This window comes from Haemophilus parahaemolyticus, from assembly GCF_002015035.1.
Classification (GTDB): Bacteria; Pseudomonadota; Gammaproteobacteria; order Enterobacterales; family Pasteurellaceae; genus Haemophilus_A; species Haemophilus_A parahaemolyticus.
Genome location: NZ_MUXY01000011.1, coordinates 24,498 through 46,832, shown reverse-complemented (window position 1 = coordinate 46,832; position 22,335 = coordinate 24,498). Strand labels below are relative to the sequence as shown.

Genomic DNA, 22,335 nt, shown 5'->3' with positions numbered 1-22,335 from the left:
GATAGCGAACCAAATCGAAACGTGATAATATTTCAAACGTAGAATTTGATATTCTACGCTCGAAAAAATGGAATTCCACATAACAATAAAAAGCAAAGAGGAAATGAATATGGCAAAAGGTCAATCATTACAAGACCCTTACTTAAATGCACTACGTCGTGAACGTATTCCAGTTTCAATTTATTTAGTTAATGGAATCAAACTACAAGGACAGATCGAATCATTCGACCAATTCGTTATTTTATTGAAAAACACGGTAAGCCAAATGGTTTACAAACACGCGATTTCAACTGTGGTGCCTGCTCGAGCAATTTCTCACGGCAATAACCACAATTCACATGCCCCAGTGCACGTGACACAAACCGTTGAAATTGTTGAAAACGTAACGGAATAAGATTATTAACACTTCAAATCTTACTCAACATGATTTACCAAGCGATGATGAAAATCAGCCGCTTGGTTTCTCTTTTTCTAAAGACCAAAAAAATTCATCTCTTGAACACTCTCATCAAGCAGATAAAGCAATTCTGGTTCATCTCTATCTTTCCCAACAAAAAGACACCGAAAATCTGGTTGAATTTCACACTCTTGCTGAATCGGCAGGCGTAGAAATTTTAAGCACGCTCACTACTTCCCGTTCTAGCCCGCATATCACCTATTTTGTCGGTAAAGGCAAGGCGGAAGAGATTAAACAAGCGGTCGAAAATTTGGGAGCAACCCTCGTGCTAGTTAATCACGAATTAAGCCCTTCACAAACACGGAATTTGCAATCGCTATGCAATTGCCGAGTGGTAGATAGAACAGGCTTAATTTTAGATATTTTCGCCCAACGTGCCCGTAGTCACGAAGGAAAATTGCAAGTGGAATTAGCTCAGCTTAAGCATCTTGCGAGTCGCCTAGTACGTCGTTTAGGTAATCAAGATCAGCAAAAAGGGGGAGCTGTTGGTTTACGTGGGCCAGGTGAAACTCAGCTGGAAACTGACCGCCGTTTGATTAAAGTTCGCATTCAACAACTGCAAAATCGTTTGGCGAAAGTGAGTAAGCAACGCGAGCAAAATCGCAAAACTCGCCAGAAAGCAGATATTCCGACCATTTCGCTTGTGGGTTATACTAACGCAGGGAAATCAAGCCTGTTTAATGCGATTACGCAAGCAGACGTTTATGCTGCCGATCAGCTCTTTGCAACGCTTGATCCAACGCTAAGAAGAATGCAAATTCAAGATGTGGGCACAACTATTCTTGCTGATACCGTGGGTTTTATTCGCTTTTTGCCACATGATTTGGTCTCTGCATTTAAATCTACCTTGCAAGAAACAGTTGAAGCCAGCCTCTTATTGCACGTGATTGATGTTGCAGATGAACGCAAAAATGAGAATATCCAAGCGGTAAATCAAGTATTGGAAGAGATTGGTGCTGCAGATATTCCGACTCTTTTGGTTTATAACAAAGTAGATAAACTAGACGGCATTCAACCTTTTGTTGAACGAGATGATGAAAGTAAAGTAACCGCGGTTTACCTTTCTGCTCAATCTGGCGAAGGTATCGATCTGCTTTTTGAAGCAATTCACGAACAGTTACGCAACGAATTAGTGAAAGAAACGTTACTTCTCTCTCCAACTGCAGGCAATCTGTACACTCTTTTCAAACAACAAAAAGGAATTAAAGCCGAGCATTTCAATGAGTTTGGCGATCGCATTATCAACATTGAAATTGACAAAGTGCAGTGGAATAAATGGGCGAAGCAATATCCTGAATTGATAGAGTGTATTGAGTTGGCAAAGTGGGGATAAAATAATTCGGTATGATGTAGCAGTTGCACAACTCATTTTTTTATATAAATATCATCGTTCTTGTCCATAGCAACTATGGTTACCTAAAACCACCGTTGCAACAAAAACATCAAGTTAATCGCTTCATTGGGCAACTGCTACATATTACCGAAATAATTAACTTTCTCTAGGAGAGTTCATTACTAAACCCTCGTACTATTCAATCTTAGCCAAACTCAACATTTCCTGAGCATTCGCCAATACCGCATCAGTAATTTTGCTACCACCTAATAAACGAGCTAAGGCATTGACTCGTTCTTGTTCAGAAAGCAAGCTCATCTGTGTTTCGGTTTGGTTATCTTTCACATATTTTTGCACATTGAAATGTTGATGCCCGTGACTTGCCACCTGTGGTAAGTGGGTCACGCAAAGCACTTGGCATTTATTGCCTAATTGACGTAATAATCTGCCTACAGTTGTAGCAGCAATACCACTAATTCCCACATCCACTTCATCAAAAATAATCGTCGGTGTCGAAAGTTTATTTGCAGTTAAAACTTGTACGGCAAGAGAAATACGCGAAAGCTCACCACCTGAAGCAATTTTAGCGAGAGGCTGAGCATTTTGCCCCAAGTTACTGCGTAAGTTAAACTCAACCAAATCTGCCCCATTTGGTGTGAGTTTTTTCACATCGTGCTGAATATCAATATAAAATTCACTATTTTCCATCGAAAGTGCTTTGATTTGGCTAGTTACTTGTTCTGCCAATTTTTGAGCAGCAGATACTCGCTCTTGATAAATTTGTTCTGCTAACGCTACACATTCACGGTATGCTTTTTTCTCATCAGCAATCAGTTGATCTTCGTTATCTTCAAAATCAACAAGTTTTTGTAGCTCATCTTGCAATACACTATGATGTTGCCATAACTCATTTGGCGAAACATAGTGTTTTTTCGCTAGTGACATCGCACGAGAAATACGCTCATCCAATTCTGCTAATAATTCAGGATCTTGCTCAATACTATCTGCCAATGCACGCACTTCCGAGCTTGCCTCTTGCACTTGAATCAAGGCTTCATTAAGCATATCAAGCGAAGATTGATAGTTTATATCCACATCCACCAAATCTTCCAAATATCGAATAGCGTTGTAAATCAGAGAATCAGCATTTGAATTATCATCACTCAATAAATCCAATACTGATTGCGACATTTCAGTAAGCTCTTCAGAATTGGACAAACGAGTATGCGTCTCTTCCATTTCTTCAAATTCGCCCTCTTTAATATCGAATTCATCCAATTCATCTACCTGATATTGCAACAACTGCTTACGAGCCTCATTCTCTTTGCATTGTTGGCGAAAGTTTTTCACTTGCTGATGTAATTTTCGCCATTTGTTGTACTGCTCTTGCATCTTGCCAAGCAAGTTATGAATGCCCGCATAATTATCTACAAGCTCAAGCTGATACTCACTTTTTAACAGCAATTGTGGTGCGTGCTGACCGTTTAAATGGATCAAATATTGCCCTAACTCACGCAATTGAGAAATCGGCAATGGACGATTATTCACAAAAGCCTTCGAACGTCCCTCAAGGTTAATCATTCGGCGTAAAATGCATTCGTGAGAATTCTCTTCATCTAGTAATTCATGCTCTTTTAACCATAAATAGGCAGGGCTATTTGGCTGCATTTGGAAAGTCGCGGTGATATCGGCCTTATCTGCACCATTGCGGATCATACTGCTCTCAGATCGATAACCCAAACAAAGCCCAAGGGCATCAATCGCAATAGATTTCCCTGCTCCCGTTTCTCCAGTAATCACCGACATTCCTTCAGAAAGTTCAAGATTAAGATGGCGTACAATCGCAAAATTGTTGATAGTTAGTTGAGTAAGCATACCGAATACCTGTATAAATAGTAACTTGTGTTATATTACACTTGATTTAATATACAGTAAAGTATTTTTATACAATAAAAAGTCTAAAATAAAAGGACTAAGCCCTGTAGATTACAGCACTTAGTCCTTGAATTAAATAAACCTATTTTTTAAGAACCGCTAATTAACTCATATCTAAATTAGTTTTTTACTTTATATTTTGTATGCTGCTTGACCGCCTTACGAATTTGACGGATGCTAGTGCGTCTTCTATTTTTAGTCACATCCACTTTGGTTTCCGTTTCTAGAGGGAGTCCAACTAATTCACGCAGATAGTTCACTTGCTCAAGCCCCATCTCTTCCCAGCCCCCACGTGGTAAGCTTTTTTCGAGCTTAATGTTACCGTAGCGAATGCGGATCAAACGGCTCACTTCCACTTCTTGCGATTCCCATAAGCGACGTACTTCGCGGTTACGCCCCTCAGTTAAAGTCACATCAAACCATTGGTTGATGCCTGTACCGCCTACCGCCTTAATTTGCTTGAAGTTCGCAGGCCCGTCTTCCAACTGCACACCTTTGCGTAAGCGTTGTAACATCGCTTCGTCCACGTTGCCGAATACACGCACGGAGTATTCACGCTCTACTTCACGACTTGGGTGCATTAAACGGTTGGCAAGTTCACCATCAGTGGTAAACAGCAATAAGCCCGAAGTGTTGATATCTAAACGCCCCACCGCAATCCAGCGTGAGCCTGTTAAACGTGGCAAGCGGTCGAAAACAGTTGCTCGACCTTCAGGATCAGAGCGAGTACAAAGTTCGCCTTCAGGTTTGTAATACATCAACACACGGCAAATCTCTTTTTGGGTTGGAATGATGTTGATTAAGTGCCCGTCGATACGGATTTTGGTTGCCGAACTAACGACAACACGATCACCTAATGAAGCGATTTTACCATCTACACTCACGCGACCTGCCGCAATTACCTCTTCTAATTCACGACGTGAGCCTTGCCCTGCACGGGCTAAAATTTTCTGTAATTTTTCGCCTAAAACTTTCTCTTTTTTCTCAGTGGCTTTATCTAAAGAAGCGGTCGGTTTTGCAATTTTTTTTGCAAGCGGGCGAGAAGTTGGGCGTGCCGCACGCTGTTCATTACGTTCCGCTAAGCCTGGATTTTTTGCTCCTTTTTTCTCATCAGATTGACGATTAAATGTTGGTTTTTGTTTATTTTGAAAGGTTTTCATTGTTTGTCCTTGTCGCTTTCACAAGCGTCTAAATATTTTAAAAATGGTTTAAATAAATGGCGTGAGGCTGCCTGATCCCTCGCGGATAATCTCTGGGCTGTCGCCAGTTAAATCAACAACCGTTGTCGGCTCAACGCCTAAATAACCACCGTGAATAATCAAATCCACTTGGTGTTCTAAAAGAGTACGGATTTCTTCGGGATCCGACTGCGTCATGTCTTCGCTAGGTAACATCAAAGAACAAGAAAGCAGTGGTTCGCCAAGGGCAGCAATCAATGCTAATGCGATCGCATTATCTGGCACTCGAATTCCGATGGTTTTACGCTTAGTTTGTAGCCTACGCGGCACATCTTTAGTAGCAGGTAGAATAAAAGTGTACGGATTCGGCACGTTATTTTTCATCAAGCGATAGGCTTGATTATCCACCATCGCATAGGTAGAAAGCTCCGATAAATCGCTGCACACCAGCGTGAAATTATGATTTTCAGGCAGTTGGCGAATTCTTACGATGCGTTCCATCGCCGATTTTTCCCCAATCCCACAACCAAGAGCATAGCCTGAATCGGTCGGGTAAATAATCACACCACCTTTACGAATAATTTCAACCGCTTGGTTAATCAAACGAGGCTGCGGATTTTCAGGGTGAATGTAGAAAAATTGGCTCATATGCAACTCCTTTTGTGTTCCGCTAAATATTTCTGCTGATATTAATATGGGGGAGATTATACACCAGAATCGCCTTTCCCTATAGAAGATCAGACTTAATCTGACAAATCACAATAAAAAGTAAGCGTTTCCACAAAACAATTTTTCAGGCGTTTTATCAGGTTACCTTTAGAGAGCTATCTAGAATTTGACCGTAAAAATCTGCACTTTAATCAGTTAGAAGTTTAGTGCAATATTTGAGGTAAAGATCGCATTGTATTCGCCCTTATGTATATTAGCTATCGACCCGCTTTGTAAAGCTTCATCGCATCAGGAATTAAACGTTCTAGATTTTTTTGCCGATCCGCATTTGAAGGATGAGTAGAGAAAATCCCGCCACCGCTACCACCGGCTTGGCTCATTTTTACCCACACATTTGGTGCAGCCGAAGGGTTATACCCTGATTTTGCCATCAACATCAAGCCCACTTCATCGGCTTCTGTTTCTTGGCTGCGTGAAAACGGTTTATTCGCAATTAAATCAGTTCCAACACTTAACAAACCTTGAGTATCAACACCCGTTGTTGCAGTCACTGCCGCATCTGCAACTTGTCCCACAATACCTGTAATCAATGTCACATTACGAGAAGATTTACCGTGTTCTTGTAAGGCGTGAGCCATTTCATGCCCCATTACGGTAGCAATCTCATCATCATTCATATTGAGCTTTTCAACCAAACCCGTATAGAAGCCCATTTTGCCACCAGGCATTGCCCACGCATTGAGTTCATTGGTACGAAAAACGGTAATTTCCCATTGGAATGGTACGCCCGTTTTATTTTCTTGTTCTGCATAAGGTTTCATTTTATTAAAAATTTTATGTACCCGTTGAGCAGTTACGGAGCTAGTATCAATCGCTTTGGCATTTTGTTGTTTCATTTGCCTATAACCTTGCGAAGCTTCTGCGTTAATTTGTTGCGTACTCATACAAGCGGTCAAAAAAGTACTCAGTATTGCGACTAATGCAATCTTTTTTAATGGTTTCATTGTATCCTCATTTAAATCTCTGTCTTAGGTTGTCGAAGATGAAAAACAATGAGATTATAGCCCATCTTTCTACAAAATAACCCCAAAATGAAAAAATCAGGATTTCAATTTAAAAAATTTTTTATCGCCCACGATAGATGTGCGATGAAAGTCAATACCGATGGCATTTTGCTTGGGGCAATGGCGGAAATAAAAAATGCCAAGCAAATTCTTGACCTCGGTACAGGTACAGGCTTGATTGCGATAATGCTTGCACAGCGAACAGAGGAAAATTGTGACATTACCGCCCTTGAGTTAGAGCCAAATGCTTACCAACAAGCGGTTGAAAATGCACAACATTCTACGTGGAAAAGGAGAATTTCTATTCAACAAGGCGATATCTTTGAGAGCGATTTTCCACAAAAATTCGATCTGATTGTGTCGAACCCGCCCTATTTTCGTGACAGCCTTGCCAGCCGAACTGCAGAACGCGATCTTGCCCGCAGTCTTCAAAAAAGCCATTTTGATTGGTTGATGCAAGCGAAAAAATGGCTTGCTCAAACAGGGAAAATCAGCTTTATTTTGCCTACTCAAGAGGCGGAAAAACTGCTCGAACAGAGCAAAAAAAGCGGATTATTTTGCACTAAAATTTACCAAATCATCACTAAAAATGGGCAATCTCCGAAACGATTGATTTTAACCTTTCAGTTTGAACATTTGGATTGCAAAATTAAACCGCTTGTGATTTATAACGAACAAAACCAATACACGCCCGAATTTGTGGTTCTGACCCGTGATTTTTATTTAAAAATGTAACTTAAACCCTAATTAAAGGGAGTTTATATGCGCCGAATCTATTGCATTGTATAGAGCTATGCTCATTATACTTATCAAGTCGCCTCTGAGCTCGTCAGAGGCAAAATCAAATCCTGCAGTCCAATAAATCATGTTTCTTTTGCTAAATGTTTATTAATTAAACCACCTCAGGAAACAACATCTTAATCACATTTTTAGTCAATCGTCTTGATTTACCTTGGTATGGGAAAATATGCATCATCATCATTGGGTTGAAGTTGGCTTCAATCACGCCCCAGGAGCTAAGCGATGGCTCGGCAGGTTTCGTTAAATCAGGAATAATCAAATCCACCCCGCACACTTTCGCACCCATCGCGTGGGCGATGCCGACAGCAAGTTGTTTATAGCTGTCGTGCATTTGGTCGGTCATATCAATGGAGTCGCCACCCGTGCTGATGTTGGAATTGGCACGTAGTTGCACAATTTGACCGCTTGCAGGCACGCTATCTGGCGTTAAGCCTTGTTCTTTAAGCTGCAATAATTCAATGTCTCCCAAAGCAATTTTTTTCAGTGGCGAACGGGATCCATCGCCACGTAGTGGATCGGTATTTTTCGCTGCCACTAATTCACGCACTGTTTGCACTCCGTCGCCTACAACATTTGCAGGCACGCGGAGCAATACCGCCAAGGTTTCATCGCCTAGCACGAAGAAACGATATTCTGTGCCGACTAAATAATCTTCCACCATCACCTCTTTGTCTTCGCGGAAAGCGATTTCAATCGCCTTAGTGAAGTCTTCACGGTTGCTTACGCCTTGTTGAAAAATCGTGATGCCTAAGCCGTAATTGGTCGATTTCGGCTTGATGACCACCGCTCTACCTTCAAAGAGCGGATAGTGTGCTACAGCTTGTTCCACATTGGTAAACTCAATGCTTTTCGGCACATTAAAACCTGCTTTCGCTAATACTTTTTTGGTCACCACTTTGTTTTCCATAATCAGTGGTGATATGTATTGGTCGTGGCTGGTCATATTACCGTTTTTGACGTATTCAAGATGATCGCCAAATTTAAGGGCAAGGAACTGATCGTTTTCGTCCAAAATTTCCGTACTAATGCCTTGTTGAATCAAATCAAATAGCAACGCTTGAGTAGAAAGCTCCATATTGTCGAATGCCGAGAGAGCATAAAAACGCTCGAAGGCTTGGGCTTTGTATTGTTGTGCAAGTTTTGCACCTAATGCTTTGTAACTGCCTGCTTGTTCAATCTCTTTCAGCAATTTACCGTTTACTGTTTGGCTTGGGTCGGCAAGCTGTGCCAATTTTTCTTCCGTAGCTTTTATCACACTTTCGTCCGCATTGATGGTTTTCAGCATCTCAATAATTTGGTGTAATACCGCCTCGCCTTCCGCTTGGAATACCGTTGGTTCACGTGGATCTTCAAGGGCAACTTGATACAAACGTTGTTTGCCAAGTTCTACCTCTTTTTGACCGCCTGTTTCATCTATCCATAGCATTCCGAGCAAGAAACTGTGAATAAATTTTGCATCGCTTAAACTAATTCCATATGGCTCAAACGGGTTTAAGTCAAATAGGCGGAATTCGGCATATTGCACGCCTTTTTCCAGTAATTCACGTGCCTTTTTCGCCCCACGCAAACGCACATTGGAATAGAACTCTTTTTCTGCAATCAAACGACCTGCTTTCACTTGTTCTTCTAGCGTTTCCACATAGCTTTCAAGACTGTCGTGGTTCACTACCACATCAGGCGAATTGACATAACCATAAGGGCTAGAGCGTAGGCTTCGCACCAATTGCCCTGCTGCAAGCGGTGAATTTTCAACACCGTTTCGCGAAAAATAATTGGCTTCTACCATTGGCGTTGCAGCTAGCAGATAAACCAAAATCCATTGATAACGCAGGAAGTTGTTCGCCAATTTCATATATAAGGCGTTTTGGAAATCTTTGAGTTCCGTATACTCATTTTGTAAGCTGAACACTGCTTTCACAAATTCAGGTGAGAGTTGGAAGTTGTAATGAATACCGCTCACCATCTGTTTATATTTGCCATAATTTTGCGAGAGATGTTCTCGATATTTTACGTCTTCTACATTATCGAGCTGGGCTTCTTGAATCGCACTTTCAGGTGGCAAGCCTGCTGGCATACTAAACGGAAAAATGAATTCATTTTCAGGTAAAGAACGTAAAACAACTTCGTGAATCGCAGAAAGCCAACGTAGGCTATCTTCAAGCTTATTATTTGGCGGGGTTATCAGTTCTAACTGACTTTCTGCAAAATCGGTTTGAATATAAGGGTGGTAGGCACGATTACCAAACACTGCAGGGTGTGGTGTAGTGACAATATTGCCGTTTTCATCAATACGTTGGCTCTATTTTTCCAAACCAAAACTGCCTTGTTGAAACAGTAATCCCAACTGATTTTGCTTAATCCATTGCTGTAATTTCATTTTGTGTCCTTTTAAGAGGAAAATTATTGTCCACATCATAGCACAATTAAAGGTAGAGTAAATTGCTCAGGTTTATAAGCAAATGGAACGGAATAGAATTTTGGGTTATATCAAGGTTTTGTATGTTTTTACATAGTATAATTTACAAACTAATTTCTTCGTTTTAACTTCTACCAAATCTCCCCTCCTCTCTTTAGCCAAGAGAGGAGGGGAGATTTACTCGCTGTGCTCACACTTCGTGCCGTTGCTAAAGCAACGTTCAAACACAAGCGTTTGTGGCAGTAGGGATTAGCGGAACTCATAATAAATTAAGGATCGCAAATGCCCCAATCTCAACCTCATCTCCAAAACTACAAAGGTCTCGCTTGGGTGGCTGCAATGGCTCTTTTTATGCAAAGCCTCGATGCCACCATCCTCAACACCGCCCTGCCTAGCATTGCAGCAGATTTGCATGAACCAGCATTTGAAATGCAGATGGCAATTATCGCCTATTCGCTTTCGGTGGCTCTTTTTATACCGCTTACCGCTTGGGCAGCGACGATTACGGCTTTTATTCACATAATAACGAAAAAGCAATTTTACCGCTTTCGCTTTTCCACACGCGCACCTTCAACCTTGGCATTATCGCCAATATTTTTATCCGCCTTTCAAGCTCAGGTCTGCCATTTTTGCTACCGCTCATGTTTCAACTTTCATTTGGTTATAGTGCAGAAATGTCTGGCTGGTTGCTTGCTCCGATTACATTGATGTCAGTGATTTTTAAAACTCTGATTGGACGAATTCTGAACCGATTAGGCTATAAAATGACGCTTTTAATTTCCTCAATTTTAATGGCAGGCTCAGTAGTTTCAATGGCGTGGATTGAACAACAAACCTCATTGGTTTGGGTGGTGCTCAACTTGATGTGGTATGGGGCTTGTATGTCGATGATTTTCACTGCCGTTAACACCCTTGCGGTGGGCGATCTCTCACCAGAACAAGCAGGTGCAGGTTCGACCATGTTAAGCATCGTGCAACAACTTGGGATTGGCTTCGGCATTGCCGTTTCCTCTATTATTCTGACGATGTACCGCCAATACTTCGGCAACGAAGGAGAAGCCCTGCAACAAGCCTTTAGTTACACCTTTTTAACCTCAACTATTTTTGCCATTTTGCTGGTGTGGACAGTCTTAAAATTACACAACACCGATGGCGATCATTTACGTAAAAAAGTCTAAAAAAAGACCGCTTGTATTATGACGACAAGCGGTCTTTTTCCATTCGTATTATGCTAAATCCCATCTCCAAACATTCCTTGGGTATCCTCAAAATATTGGTTCATATCAAAGGCAGGTTTTTGGTCGGAAGATTTACTGATAATTTTGGCAGGCACACCTGCAGCGGTAGCATGATCGGGTACAGGCTGAAGCACCACTGAATTTGCTCCAATTTTCGCGTATTGCCCAATTTCGATATTGCCAAGAATTTTTGCACCTGCACCAATCATCACGCCCTCGCGAATTTTCGGGTGACGATCACCATGTTCTTTTCCCGTACCACCAAGAGTCACACCTTGCAGAATCGACACATCATTTTCGATTACCGCGGTTTCGCCCACGACAATGCCTGTTGCGTGGTCAAACATAATGCCACAGCCGACACGTGCGGCAGGGTGAATATCCACATCAAACGCGACGGAGATCTCATTTTGTAGATAAACTGCTAACGCTTTGCGACCTTGCTTCCACAAATAATGGGTTACGCGATAGCTTTGTAAGGCGTGGAAGCCTTTGAGATAAAGCAGCGGCGTTGTCCACTTATCTACCGCAGGGTCTCGGGTACGAACCGCATCAATATCGCAGGCTGCACTCAAAATAATTTGCGGCTCAGCACGATATGCCTCTTCAATAATTTCTTTCAGGGCAATCGCAGGCATAATAGGATTTTCTAATTTATTCGCCAAAATATAGCTCAACGAACTACCGAGATTAAGGTGTTTTAAAATAGTTGCGTGGAAAAAGCTAGCAAGCATGGGTTCGCTTTCCACCAATTCCTGTGCTTCTTGACGAATCTCTTGCCAGATGATGGCTTGTTGTTGTGCGTTTATCATATTCTTCCTTTTTACTCGCCTTTACGCTCGCGTCCTAACAAAGCTTTGGCAACATCCACGGCACTTTTTCCTTCGAACAGCATTTGGTAGATTTGCTCGACGATGGGCATTTCTACCCCTTGTTTTTGAGCGAGTAAATAAGCCTCTTTAGTATTGTAGAAGCCCTCCACCACTTGTCCGATTTCTTCAATAATATCGTCTGCTTTTTTGCCTTGTCCTAATGCTAAACCGAAACGACGGTTGCGTGATTGGTTGTCGGTACAAGTGAGCACCAAATCGCCCAAGCCTGCCATTCCCATAAAGGTTTTTGGATCAGCTCCAAGTGAAGCACCCAAACGGCTGATTTCAACCAAACCACGGGTAATCAACGCGGTGCGAGCATTTGCCCCGAAGCCCATTCCATCTGAAACACCTGCCCCAATTGCAATTACATTTTTAATCGCTCCACCTAATTGAACACCGACCATATCATTGTTGATATAGACACGGAAAGTTTTTGAGCAATGAATGCGTTGTTGCATTTCATCCGCAAATTGTGAGTCGTTTGAAGCAAGGGCAATGGCGGTAGGCAAACCAGCTGCGAGTTCTTTTGCAAAAGTAGGACCAGATAAGACCGCTAGTGAGTGTGATTTACCTAAAATCTCTTCAGCCACCGTTTGCAATAATCGACCAGTGTTGCGTTCCAAGCCTTTGGTTGCCCACATAATACGATGTTCAGGGCGAATAAACGGTTTGATATTTTGTAGCACTTCGGCAAATACGTGGCTTGGAACAACAATCAGTAAATCACGTGCTTTACTTAATGCTTGTGCTAAATCGCTTTCAATTTCAAGTGCCTCAGGGAAAGGAATATCAGGCAAAAAGGTTTGGTTCATTCTCTCTTCAGCCAATTTTGCCATGGCTTCAGGCTGATGTCCCCAGAGGTAAGTTTTGTGTCCGTTGCGTGCAAGTGCAATCGCTAATGCTGTGCCGTAAGAGCCTGCACCAAGCACGGTAACCGGGGCGGAGTAAGTTGCTGTCATATCATATCCTTTTGCAAAAAATAAGGTCAATGTCACCGCTTGAGGGAGCTTGTAGACATTGCAAAAATACTTGCGACTAATTCGAAAATTCTATCAACCCACTCACTTTGCCGTGCTCATCTAACGCAACTAGCGAGTGAATATGCAGTGCTTTCATCATCTCTTCAGCTTTGCCCAAGAAAGTGCTATCAGCAATGGTTTTCGGACTACGGCTCATAATCTGCTCAGCAGTTTTATTCAGGCTTTCTGCCCCGAATTTTGCGAGCGTACGACGAATATCACCATCGGTAATAATGCCACATAATTCGCCCGCTTGCATAATCACCGCTACGCCCATTCTGCCTTCGTTCATTACAGAAAGGCACTCACTGAAAGTCGCACTTGGTTCAGCCACAGGCACGTTTGGATTCATCACATCACGCACTCTACAGAGCAATTTACGCCCTAAACTACCACCTGGGTGGAAGCGTGCAAAATCTTCAGCACGGAAGTCGCGAGCGTTAATCAAGGCAATCGCCAAAGCATCACCCAATGCCATGGTAACCAGCGTTGAAGTGGTCGGAGCAAGGTTATTTGGGCAGGCTTCCCGCTCCACGTGAATATTTAACACCACATCGGCATATTTACCCAACGTTGAATGCGGGTTACCCGTAATCGCAATGATCTTATTTCCGAAACTTTTCAGGCTTGGAATGAGTTTATTCACATCATCGGTTTCGCCACTATTAGAGATTAAAATCACCACATCAATCGGTTTGAGCATACCCAAATCACCGTGGAATGCTTCGGTCGGATGTAAGAAAAAGCTTGGTGTACCCGTGGAAGCAAAAGTTGCCACCATTTTTTTGCCCACTAAGCCTGATTTTCCAATTCCTGCCACGACAACACGCCCTTCGCAGTGGAGCATTAATTCAACGGCTTGGTTAAATTCATCTGATAACCGCTGCTTCAAGCGGTCAATTTCTTGGGTATAAAGGTCAAGGGTTTCTTTGGCGGTTTGTAAGTAGTTCATAGGATCCTTAAAAAAGGCTATTGTATCAACCATTATTTGTAAATCTCTGGCAGAATTTTACCGCTTATTGTGTCAGAAACCTACCCCCTCACTAAATAATCCCCCTCACATACCCATTTGTAAGTGGTGAGTGCTTCTAATCCCATTGGCCCGCGGGCGTGCAGTTTTTGTGTGCTCACCGCCACTTCTGCACCAAGACCAAACTGTGCACCATCGGTAAAACGCGTGCTAGCGTTAATGTAAACCGCGGCTGCATCCACTTGAGTAACGAATTGGCGAGCGAGTTTGTAATCGCTAGTTAGAATACTCTCTGAATGTTGCGAGCCATATTCACGAATATGGGCAACAGCCGCATCCAAGCCATCAACCAACACCACACTTAAATCGAGCGAAAGCCATTCTTGGCGTAATTTATCTTGATCAAGCGGTTCAATTCCGTCTGCTTTTTGCAAAGCATCGCAGTGTAGTGTAACACCTACCTCTTTCATTTTCGCAACTAATTTTGGCAGAAATTCAGCAGCAATTGCACGATCCACTAATAAGGTTTCCAAGGTATTGCAAGTGCTTGGACGCTGCGTTTTCGCATTCACAACAACGTCTAACGCTTTCTCTTGATCGGCTGTTTTTTCTACAAATAGATGGCAAACGCCTATTCCACCCACAATCACAGGAATAGTCGAATTCTCTTTGCAAAACTGATGCAAACCCGCTCCGCCACGAGGGATAACCATATCGATGTAGCGATCAAGTTTGAGCAACTCAAGCAACAAGGCTCGGTTTGGATCGGTAATCGCTTGCACAGCTAATTTCGGTAAGCCTGCTTTTTCCAACGCATTTTGCACCACTTCGACCAACACAGCATTGGTAAATTTAGTCTCTTTGCCGCCACGTAAAATGACCGCATTGCCTGTTTTTAAGCAAAGTGAAGCAACATCAATGGTCACATTCGGGCGTGCTTCGTAAATGGTTAAAATCACCCCCAAAGGCACGCGTTGGCGTTCAATTTTCAAACCGCTTGCTAACACACCACCATCAATTACTTGCCCAACAGGGTCAGGAAGGCTTGCCACATTGCGAACATCATCGGCAATCGCTTTTAAGCGGCTTTCGGAGAGCAATAAGCGGTCGATAATGGCAGCTGAAATGCCTTGTGATTTCGCAAATTCAATGTCTTTTTCGTTTGCTTGTAAGATTTCTGCCACACGGCTTTCAAGGCTGTCAGCAATGGTGAGCAGTGCCTGATTTTTGGCAGTTTGACCGAATAAAGCAAGTGCCACACTTGCTTGTTTCGCTTGTTGAGCAATTTGTGAAACGTTGGTCATCATTTATCCTTTTTTTGAAAACGTCATTAGCGGTCAAATTATGCTAAAATTTGGCAAAATGCAATAAGAGCCACGCAAAATATGATCGAACCTTCTGAAAAACACCTCATCAATATTCTTCCTCCCCAACTTGCCAACCAAATCGCGGCGGGCGAGGTGGTAGAACGCCCTGCCTCTGTCGTCAAAGAATTGGTTGAAAACAGCCTTGATGCAGGGGCAACGCAGATTGAGATTGAGATTGAAAAGGGCGGTTCGCAGCTGATTAAAATCCGTGATAATGGTTGTGGCATTGCCAAGCAAGATTTAGTGCTTGCCTTGGCTCGCCACGCCACCAGCAAAATCAGTTCACTGGAAGATTTAGAGGCAATTTTAAGCCTCGGTTTTCGTGGTGAGGCTCTGGCGAGTATCAGCTCGGTCTCGCGTCTACTTTTAACCTCTCGTCCTGAAGGGCAAGCTGAAGCATGGCAGGCTTATGCTCAAGGGCGAGAAATGGCAGTCGACATTCAACCCGCTTCGCATCCTGTCGGCACAACCATTGAAGTGAATAACCTCTTTTTCAACACGCCTGCTCGTCGTAAATTTTTACGCACCGACAAAACCGAATTTCAGCATATTGATGAAGTCGTGCGTCGCATTGCTCTTGCAAAACCGCACGTGAATTTTACCCTTTCGCACAATAGCAAAATTGTTCGCCAATATCGCAAAGCTATGGATAATTCGATTGAACAAAAGCAAAAACGTGTGGCAGCAATCTGTGGCGAACAGTTTATTCAGCACGCAAATTATTTGGACTGGCAGCACGGGGATTTACATCTGCACGGTTGGATTGGCTCACCTGAACTGGCTCATCCGCAAAACGATCTCTGTTATAGCTACGTAAACGGGCGGATGATGCGGGATAAAACCATTAACCACGCCATTCGCCAAGCCTACGGAGAGCATATCGCACAAGGCAATTACCCTGCGTTTGTGCTGTTTTTGGATTTAGACCCAACCCACGTGGATGTCAATGTACACCCTGCTAAACACGAGGTACGTTTCCACCAAGGACGTTTGGTGCACGATTTTATCTTGCAAGGTGTGCTACAAGCGTTGCAACCACAAGCAGATTTACTCACAGCGAATTCAGCGCCTGTGGATAAAGTGCACGAAAGTTTCCCCGTATACGTACAAGACCGCAATCGTCAGGCAGCAGGTGCGAATATGTTTGTGCCTCCGCTTACAGACAATGAGCTTCACCCGCAAGCGGTGCAATTTTCAGATAGTTCTACGCAACATCGTGCACATTCTCCGCAATATACGCCACGTTCGAGCATTTCAAGCAAATCAGCACAGCGTTGGTATAACGAGTTAGTCAAAACGGAAAGTAATGCAGATTCGCAAACCAGAAGCGATTTTTTACCGCTTGCAGGGCCACAACCACATCAAGCTGTTGCAATTTTTGCAAAGCCTGAAGTACCTGAAAAACGAGCTACCGAACAAGCGGTAGAAAAAACAGAATATGTTGCAAAAACAGCAGTTTCAACACGTTCAAGCGTACTTGCGGTAGTGAAAAATCAGGCATTATTGCTCAAGGAAAACGATAATTTCTATTTAGTTTCACTCCATCAATTGTATCGCTTAAAATTTGTCGAACAGCTCAAAAAAGCCGAACCGCAAACTTTGTTGATTCCACTGAGCTTAACGCTAGACGAAACACAGCAACAGTATTGGGAAAAAGTGAAAGATAGGCTAGAAAATCTTGGCTTTCAAATTAGCGAGAAACATTGGCAATCGCAAACTCGCTTGATGATTTCAGCCGTGCCAAAATGCTTACGAGAGCAAAATTTTCAACAGCTGATTTTCCAATTATTAAATGAACAAGCGATCGATTTAGTCGAATTTTTTGCAAAATCTTTGCCAATGCCAACCGCTTGGACGCTCAGCGATGGTGTGAACTTATTGGCAGAAGCAGAACAACATTCTGCCAAGGCATTAGAAACATTAAAAGTAGAAGTGGATTTTTCAGCATATCTCTATTAAATTCTTCTTGAACAGTAAAATCCAATACGATATAGCAGTACACAAAGTTATTTTTATATAAATACCAGAAAATCTTATACGCCCATCGCTTTCTGTAGCTGCTTGTGGAACACCACAATCGTTTTACCGTGAGCTGAAATCAGATCATCATCTTCAAGCATTTTTAGAATACGTCCAACCGTTTCTCGGGAACAGCCGACCATTTGACCGATTTCCTGGCGGGTGATCTTGATCTGCATTCCTTCTGGATGGGTCATCGCATCAGGTTGGCGAGCTAAATTCATCAAGGTTTGTGCAATTCTTCCCGCTACATCTAGGAACGCAAGATTGCTCACTTGGCTCGAAGTTTGGCGTAAACGGCGTGCCATTTGAGCAGAAAGATACATCAAAATTTCAGGGTTAATATGTACAATCTGTTTGAAACGTTTGTATGAAATCTCAGCAATTTCGCAGGTTTCTTTGGTTTTCACCCAAGCAGTGCGAGTTTGCAGTTTTTCTTCAAAAAGACTAATTTCGCCCAAAAACTCACCCTGTCCAAGGTTGGTTAAAAGCATTTCTTTATGCTCGTCATCTTTAACAAAAACAGACACCGAACCACTTACGATGTAATAAAGCGATTCAGCCTTTTCGCCTGCATGGATCAATGTATATTTTGCAGGGTAGCGGTGCACGTGGCATTGCGTTAAGAACCATTCCACCACAGGATCATTGATAGATGGAGCAGGCGTTAAATCCTCAATTGGAGGCGTGCTAAGCATCATGTCTTGCATAAAAAATCCTTTTTACTTATTTTGGCTTATAGGGAAAAAGTATTGTAGCACGGTGTTTGTCTCCTAATCATTATTTTCCTAAGAAAGATCTTTTATCTTTAATATCAAGGCTTTCGTGTAATTCCGACCACACAATTACCACTTTATCTGTTTTTAGTTGTGCTAATAAACGTTCTCGTTTTTCATCTAATGAAAGTTCACGAGCACCATAATCTGTGCCTTCACGTAGAATAAAGGAATCAAGCACATTATAAAGTGTCTCTTCTTCCAGTTCTTGCCAAGGAATAATCATTGTCTTTCCTTATTCAAAAAGCGGCTTGAGCATAGCCCATTGCTTTTCAAAAGGTTGATATTGAGAGGAATTAAAATTTGAGCGAACAAGGCGTAAAAATTGTCCTTCGCAAAAATTCACTAAATAAGCAGCTAACGCACGTTCGTCATCAAACGCTCTACCGCCATGCAATTTACTCATCTGCAAAATATTGGAAAATTGTATCTCAAGGCTATAGAAAAATTTGGCGATACGGGCTTTTAAGGTATCATCTTCAAACATCAAAGCATGCCCTGTAAGAATGCGAGTAACTCCAGGATTTTTGCGAGCAAATTCGATCACTGAATAGATGATCGATTTAATGATCGCCTCTGTGCCATTTTCTCGACGTTTACTTGCTGCTACATAGCTATTCAATGTTTGTTCGATTTTTTCAATCAGTGCTTCAAACATTTTCGCTTTACTTGGGAAATAGCGGTACAACGCACCTTCCGACACTCCCACTGCTTTGGCTAATCGCTCAGTAGTCACACGTTGCATACCACCTTCAGAATTAAGCTCGTTAATCAGTGTTTCCAAGACCTGTTGTTGGCGTTCTGCTTTAGTTTTTTTCGGCATTTTGACTTGTAGCGTTGACATACTTTTTCTCCCAATAAAACGTTTGAATGAAAGTGTACGGTTATATTATTGTTTACCTGAATGCCCAAAACCGCCTTCACCGCGTTCTGTTTGTTCAAAATTTTCTACGATGTTGAAACTAGCTTGTACCACAGGCATAAATACTAACTGTGCAATACGATCACCTACTTCAATCTTGAACGGTTTATCACTTCTATTCCAAAGTGACACCATAAGTGGGCCTTGGTAATCACTATCAATCAAACCCACTAAATTACCTAACACAATGCCATTCTTATGCCCTAAGCCTGAACGCGGTAAAATTACCGCAGCTAAACTTGGATCCGCAATATAGATAGAAATTCCCGTTGGAATAAGTACCGTTTGACCTGCTTCAACCGTCATTGGTGTCTCAATCAAGGCTCGTAAATCTAAGCCTGCGGAACCTTCAGTAGCATACGCTGGCAGTGGAAATTCTGATCCAATACGCTTATCTAAAATTTTTAAATCAATTTGTTTCATTATTTTTCCTTTTTATCATTATACAATTGGATAATCTCTTCAACCAATGTTTTAGCTAATTTACCCTTATCTGCAAGCGGTAAAATTTTCTCACCTTTTTGCCAAAAAAGCTGCAAAGCATTTTGTTCTTGCCCAAATACTTGCCCACCAGAAACATCATTTGCACAAATCAAATCTAAATTTTTACGTTGCAATTTACTTTTAGCATACTCCGCCACATTTTGTGTTTCTGCCGCAAAACCGACAACGAACGGACGATATTCCTGTAAGTTCGCGACTTTTGCAATAATATCAGGGTTTTTCACGAGTTTTAGCATCAATTCATCACTATCTGCCGTTTTCTTAATTTTCTGGTTTGCTACTTCTGCTACACGATAATCTGCCACCGCAGCACAGCCAATAAAAATTGCAGATTGTTGGGCAAGTTTCACCGCTTGTTCAGCCATTTCTTGGGCTGAAAGTACATCAATTCGAGTCACATTTTTGGGGGTTGCTAAACTCACAGGTCCCGCAATCAACGTCACTTTCGCCCCACGTTTGGCAAAAGCGTCAGCAATCGCAAAACCCATTTTGCCCGAGCTATGGTTGCTAATATAACGCACAGGATCAATCGCTTCCTGGGTTGGCCCCGCAGTAATGGTGATGTTTAGATCGGCTAAATCTTGTCTACCCGTAAAATGTTCGCACACGGCTTGGAAAATTTCGCTCGGCTCAGACATTCGCCCTTTACCCACATCACCACACGCTTGAAAACCGCTGTTCGGCCCGATCATCTGCACACCACGTTTCATTAATGTCACTAAGTTTTCTTGCACTGCTGCTTGTTTAAACATTTGCTGATTCATCGCGGGTGCAAGCAGAATTGGCGAAGCTGTCGCAAGGCAAAGGGTGGAAAGTAAGTCATTGCCCATTCCCGCACGAAGGCGAGCAATAAAGTCTGCCGAAGCGGGGGCAATCACTATCAGCTCTGCCCATTTCGCCAACTCAATATGCCCCATCGCGAGTTCAGCTTGTGGGTCTAAGAGCGAAGTAGAAACCGCATTACCTGAAATCGCTTGCAGGGTTAACGGCGTTACAAAGGCTTCTGCTGCAGGAGTGAGCACCACACGCACGTCTGCATTCGCATTTTTGAAATAACGAATTAACTCAATGCTTTTATAAGCAGCAATACCACCTGTAATGCCGACCAGAATTTTTTTATTTTTCAGCATAAAATGAAATAAGATGTGAAAATAAGTACAGCATTCTACAAAAACAAGCAGATACTCACAACTAAAAAGTTTTGCGATCTCGCTCGAAAATTTGGCAATTGCCTTTTGCCTCTTTACCTTATCTTTTTTATCCTCTCCACGATTTAAGGAGTAGAGGATAATATGGATAAAATATTAATGCCACGCGAAAAGTTATTAAAACAAGGCGTAGAAGCATTGAACGATCAAGAGTTATTGGCAATTTTCTTACGCACTGGAATTCGTGGTATTCCTGTAATGCAACTTTCAGAAAATGTGCTTGAAACTTTTGGCAGTTTACGAGGATTATTAACCGCTTCAATCGAAGATTTTTGTAAAGTTAAAGGTTTGGGCAAAACGCAATACATTCAACTGCAAGCCACCAAGGAGATGACCAAGCGTTATCTTTCACAGCAAATGGAAGCGAATGAAACTATTAGTGAGCCTTATACGGCAATTATGTATTTCCAATCAGAGCTTGAGCATTGGGAGCGTGAAGTGTTTATGGTGATCTTTTTAGATAATCAAAACCGCCTCATTCGTACCGAAAAAATGTTTTTTGGCACGATAAATCAAGCCAGTGTACACCCGCGAGAAGTCGTAAAAGCAGCACTAAAATGCAATGCAGCAGCGATTATCATCGCTCATAACCATCCTTCTGGCGAGTGTACACCAAGCGATGCTGACCGCCATCTAACCAGACGTATTGAACTGGCATGCGATTTAGTCGATATTCGGTTTGTTGATCATATTATTGTCGGTAAAGGCGATTATTTTTCTTTTGAAGAAGAAAAACGAGAGATGTTTTAGTATCACTTACACACCGCAAGCGATTAATTCTGTGAAATTTTTTACCAAAACATTAAAATCCTGCATTTATGATATAAATCAAGGTAAATAGATGAAGGTTGTGGATAATTGATATCATCTATTTTCTTTCGTATGGAGTGTTGCACACGCTCCTATACACGAACAACTGAGTTGTGACGATATTTTATTATTTCGAGTGATTTCTCTATGAAAATGCAATTTTCTTCCCTATTTTCCTCGCTCATTTTGAGCTTGTCGTTTGCAATATTTTCCCCAAATTCAACCGCTTCCCCTTATTCTTACACGCCAGAAAGTCTGCCGTTATATGCAGATGAAGCCCTTTCCAAACCCATTGGCGAATTAGAAGCAGGCGTGCCCGTAAAACTAGTGCAAACCACGCAAAATGCTGATCAACTTGAGCTGGAAATGTGGAGAAAAACCAAAGGGTTTGGGAGAATTTGGTATAACCAATTTGCCAAACATATTACCGATGCAGTGTTTGATAAAACCTTCACGCAAAACGCTGCTAATTTTGAGGTGTTGGAGAACAAAGAAGATCCGCTCACAGGTTTAATTTGGCAGAAAGTCAAAACAAAAGTTTGGGCAAAAAAATCGAAACTTAGCCAAAATCTCACCGCATTCTGGGCGAATGCAGAAAGCACTTTCAAAACTGAATGCAGCGTTTGCCACAAACAGCGCGATCCGAAAATGCACGATGCGAATGAATGGGTAGCGGTGTTTAATGGCATGGTTGGCTTTACCGATATGGACAAACCGCAACAAAAACAAGTGCTTCGTTATTTACAATTACACGCCTCTGATGCGTCAAAATAG

General features: G+C 42.2%; 20 protein-coding genes and 1 pseudogene. 7 read left to right on the top strand and 14 right to left on the bottom strand.

Annotated features, from left to right (window positions below; all coding sequences use genetic code 11):
* Positions 1-109 precede the first annotated feature (109 nt).
* Together hfq and hflX are read left to right on the top strand one after the other, a co-directional pair.
* Entirely contained in the window at positions 110-394 is a 285-nt protein-coding gene (gene hfq / locus B0185_RS07275) for an RNA chaperone Hfq (RefSeq protein ID WP_005706956.1), read from the top strand.
* A gap of 4 nt (positions 395-398) precedes the next feature.
* On the top strand, positions 399-1,790 hold the full coding sequence (hflX, locus tag B0185_RS07270) for a ribosome rescue GTPase HflX (RefSeq protein WP_039863324.1): 1,392 nt from the start codon (positions 399-401) through the stop codon (positions 1,788-1,790).
* A 195-nt stretch (positions 1,791-1,985) separates the two neighbouring features.
* On the opposite strand, the gene recN is transcribed toward hflX, so the two are convergent.
* The 4 genes from recN to B0185_RS07250 all read right to left on the bottom strand — a co-directional run bounded on the left by recN (position 1,986) and on the right by B0185_RS07250 (position 6,576).
* Complete coding sequence (gene recN / locus B0185_RS07265; RefSeq protein WP_005706919.1) at positions 1,986-3,665, bottom strand: DNA repair protein RecN; 1,680 nt, start codon at positions 3,663-3,665, stop codon at positions 1,986-1,988.
* Positions 3,666-3,844: 179 nt separating this feature from the next.
* The gene (gene rluB, locus B0185_RS07260) at positions 3,845-4,885 is read right to left on the bottom strand and encodes a 23S rRNA pseudouridine(2605) synthase RluB (RefSeq protein ID WP_005706996.1); all 1,041 of its coding nucleotides are present in this window, start codon (positions 4,883-4,885) and stop codon (positions 3,845-3,847) included.
* A gap of 48 nt (positions 4,886-4,933) precedes the next feature.
* Positions 4,934-5,551, bottom strand: a complete 618-nt coding sequence (locus B0185_RS07255; protein ID WP_005706971.1) for an L-threonylcarbamoyladenylate synthase — start codon at positions 5,549-5,551, stop codon at positions 4,934-4,936.
* 278 nt (positions 5,552-5,829) lie between these two features.
* Positions 5,830-6,576, bottom strand: a complete 747-nt coding sequence (locus tag B0185_RS07250) for a M48 family metallopeptidase (protein ID WP_005706955.1) — start codon at positions 6,574-6,576, stop codon at positions 5,830-5,832.
* Positions 6,577-6,663: 87 nt separating this feature from the next.
* Between B0185_RS07250 and B0185_RS07245 the strand changes: the two genes are divergently transcribed.
* Positions 6,664-7,371: a tRNA1(Val) (adenine(37)-N6)-methyltransferase gene (locus tag B0185_RS07245; protein WP_005706957.1), complete on the top strand. Its 708-nt coding sequence runs from the start codon at positions 6,664-6,666 to the stop codon at positions 7,369-7,371.
* 157 nt (positions 7,372-7,528) lie between these two features.
* Here the strand turns inward: B0185_RS07245 and gshAB are convergent, their stop codons facing one another.
* Positions 7,529-9,727, bottom strand: a complete 2,199-nt coding sequence (gene gshAB, locus B0185_RS07240) for a bifunctional glutamate--cysteine ligase GshA/glutathione synthetase GshB (protein WP_232610055.1) — start codon at positions 9,725-9,727, stop codon at positions 7,529-7,531.
* 408 nt (positions 9,728-10,135) lie between these two features.
* Here gshAB and B0185_RS07235 point away from each other — a divergent pair.
* Positions 10,136-11,031, top strand: a pseudogene (locus B0185_RS07235) (MFS transporter).
* Between the two features lie 53 nt (positions 11,032-11,084).
* On the opposite strand, the gene cysE reads toward B0185_RS07235, so the two are convergent.
* The 4 genes from cysE to proA form a co-directional block, all read right to left on the bottom strand.
* Positions 11,085-11,903 carry a serine O-acetyltransferase gene (gene cysE, locus B0185_RS07230; protein WP_005706924.1) on the bottom strand — a complete coding sequence of 273 codons (819 nt, stop codon included), beginning with the start codon at positions 11,901-11,903 and terminating at the stop codon, positions 11,085-11,087.
* 11 nt (positions 11,904-11,914) lie between these two features.
* A complete protein-coding gene (gene gpsA, locus B0185_RS07225; protein ID WP_005706952.1) occupies positions 11,915-12,925 on the bottom strand; it encodes an NAD(P)H-dependent glycerol-3-phosphate dehydrogenase in 1,011 nt (336 codons plus the stop codon).
* Between the two features lie 76 nt (positions 12,926-13,001).
* Entirely contained in the window at positions 13,002-13,937 is a 936-nt protein-coding gene (locus B0185_RS07220) for a KpsF/GutQ family sugar-phosphate isomerase (protein ID WP_005706965.1), read from the bottom strand.
* An 80-nt stretch (positions 13,938-14,017) separates the two neighbouring features.
* Positions 14,018-15,259, bottom strand: coding sequence for a glutamate-5-semialdehyde dehydrogenase (proA, locus tag B0185_RS07215; RefSeq protein WP_005706961.1), 1,242 nt, complete (start codon positions 15,257-15,259; stop codon positions 14,018-14,020).
* Between the two features lie 81 nt (positions 15,260-15,340).
* Here proA and mutL point away from each other — a divergent pair, with 81 nt between their 5' ends.
* Positions 15,341-17,281 carry a DNA mismatch repair endonuclease MutL gene (mutL, locus tag B0185_RS07210; protein WP_005706954.1) on the top strand — a complete coding sequence of 647 codons (1,941 nt, stop codon included), beginning with the start codon at positions 15,341-15,343 and terminating at the stop codon, positions 17,279-17,281.
* Between the two features lie 74 nt (positions 17,282-17,355).
* Here mutL and crp read toward each other — a convergent pair whose 3' ends face one another.
* The 5 genes from crp to coaBC form a co-directional block, all read right to left on the bottom strand.
* Positions 17,356-18,051, bottom strand: a complete 696-nt coding sequence (gene crp / locus B0185_RS07205) for a cAMP-activated global transcriptional regulator CRP (protein ID WP_005706936.1) — start codon at positions 18,049-18,051, stop codon at positions 17,356-17,358.
* 70 nt (positions 18,052-18,121) lie between these two features.
* Positions 18,122-18,343, bottom strand: coding sequence for a YheU family protein (locus B0185_RS07200; protein ID WP_005706947.1), 222 nt, complete (start codon positions 18,341-18,343; stop codon positions 18,122-18,124).
* Between the two features lie 9 nt (positions 18,344-18,352).
* Positions 18,353-18,961 (bottom strand): nucleoid occlusion factor SlmA, encoded by a 609-nt coding sequence (slmA, locus tag B0185_RS07195; protein WP_005706993.1) that lies wholly within the window; start codon positions 18,959-18,961, stop codon positions 18,353-18,355.
* 45 nt (positions 18,962-19,006) lie between these two features.
* Complete coding sequence (gene dut, locus B0185_RS07190) at positions 19,007-19,462, bottom strand: dUTP diphosphatase (RefSeq protein WP_005706994.1); 456 nt, start codon at positions 19,460-19,462, stop codon at positions 19,007-19,009.
* Positions 19,462-20,673, bottom strand: a complete 1,212-nt coding sequence (gene coaBC, locus B0185_RS07185) for a bifunctional phosphopantothenoylcysteine decarboxylase/phosphopantothenate--cysteine ligase CoaBC (protein WP_005706923.1) — start codon at positions 20,671-20,673, stop codon at positions 19,462-19,464. The genes dut and coaBC overlap by 1 nt, the downstream gene beginning before the upstream one ends.
* A gap of 162 nt (positions 20,674-20,835) precedes the next feature.
* Between coaBC and radC the strand changes: the two genes are divergently transcribed.
* Both radC and B0185_RS07175 read left to right on the top strand, forming a co-directional pair.
* Positions 20,836-21,501: a RadC family protein gene (radC, locus tag B0185_RS07180; RefSeq protein WP_005706985.1), complete on the top strand. Its 666-nt coding sequence runs from the start codon at positions 20,836-20,838 to the stop codon at positions 21,499-21,501.
* Between the two features lie 207 nt (positions 21,502-21,708).
* Positions 21,709-22,335: a hypothetical protein gene (locus B0185_RS07175; protein WP_005706941.1), complete on the top strand. Its 627-nt coding sequence runs from the start codon at positions 21,709-21,711 to the stop codon at positions 22,333-22,335.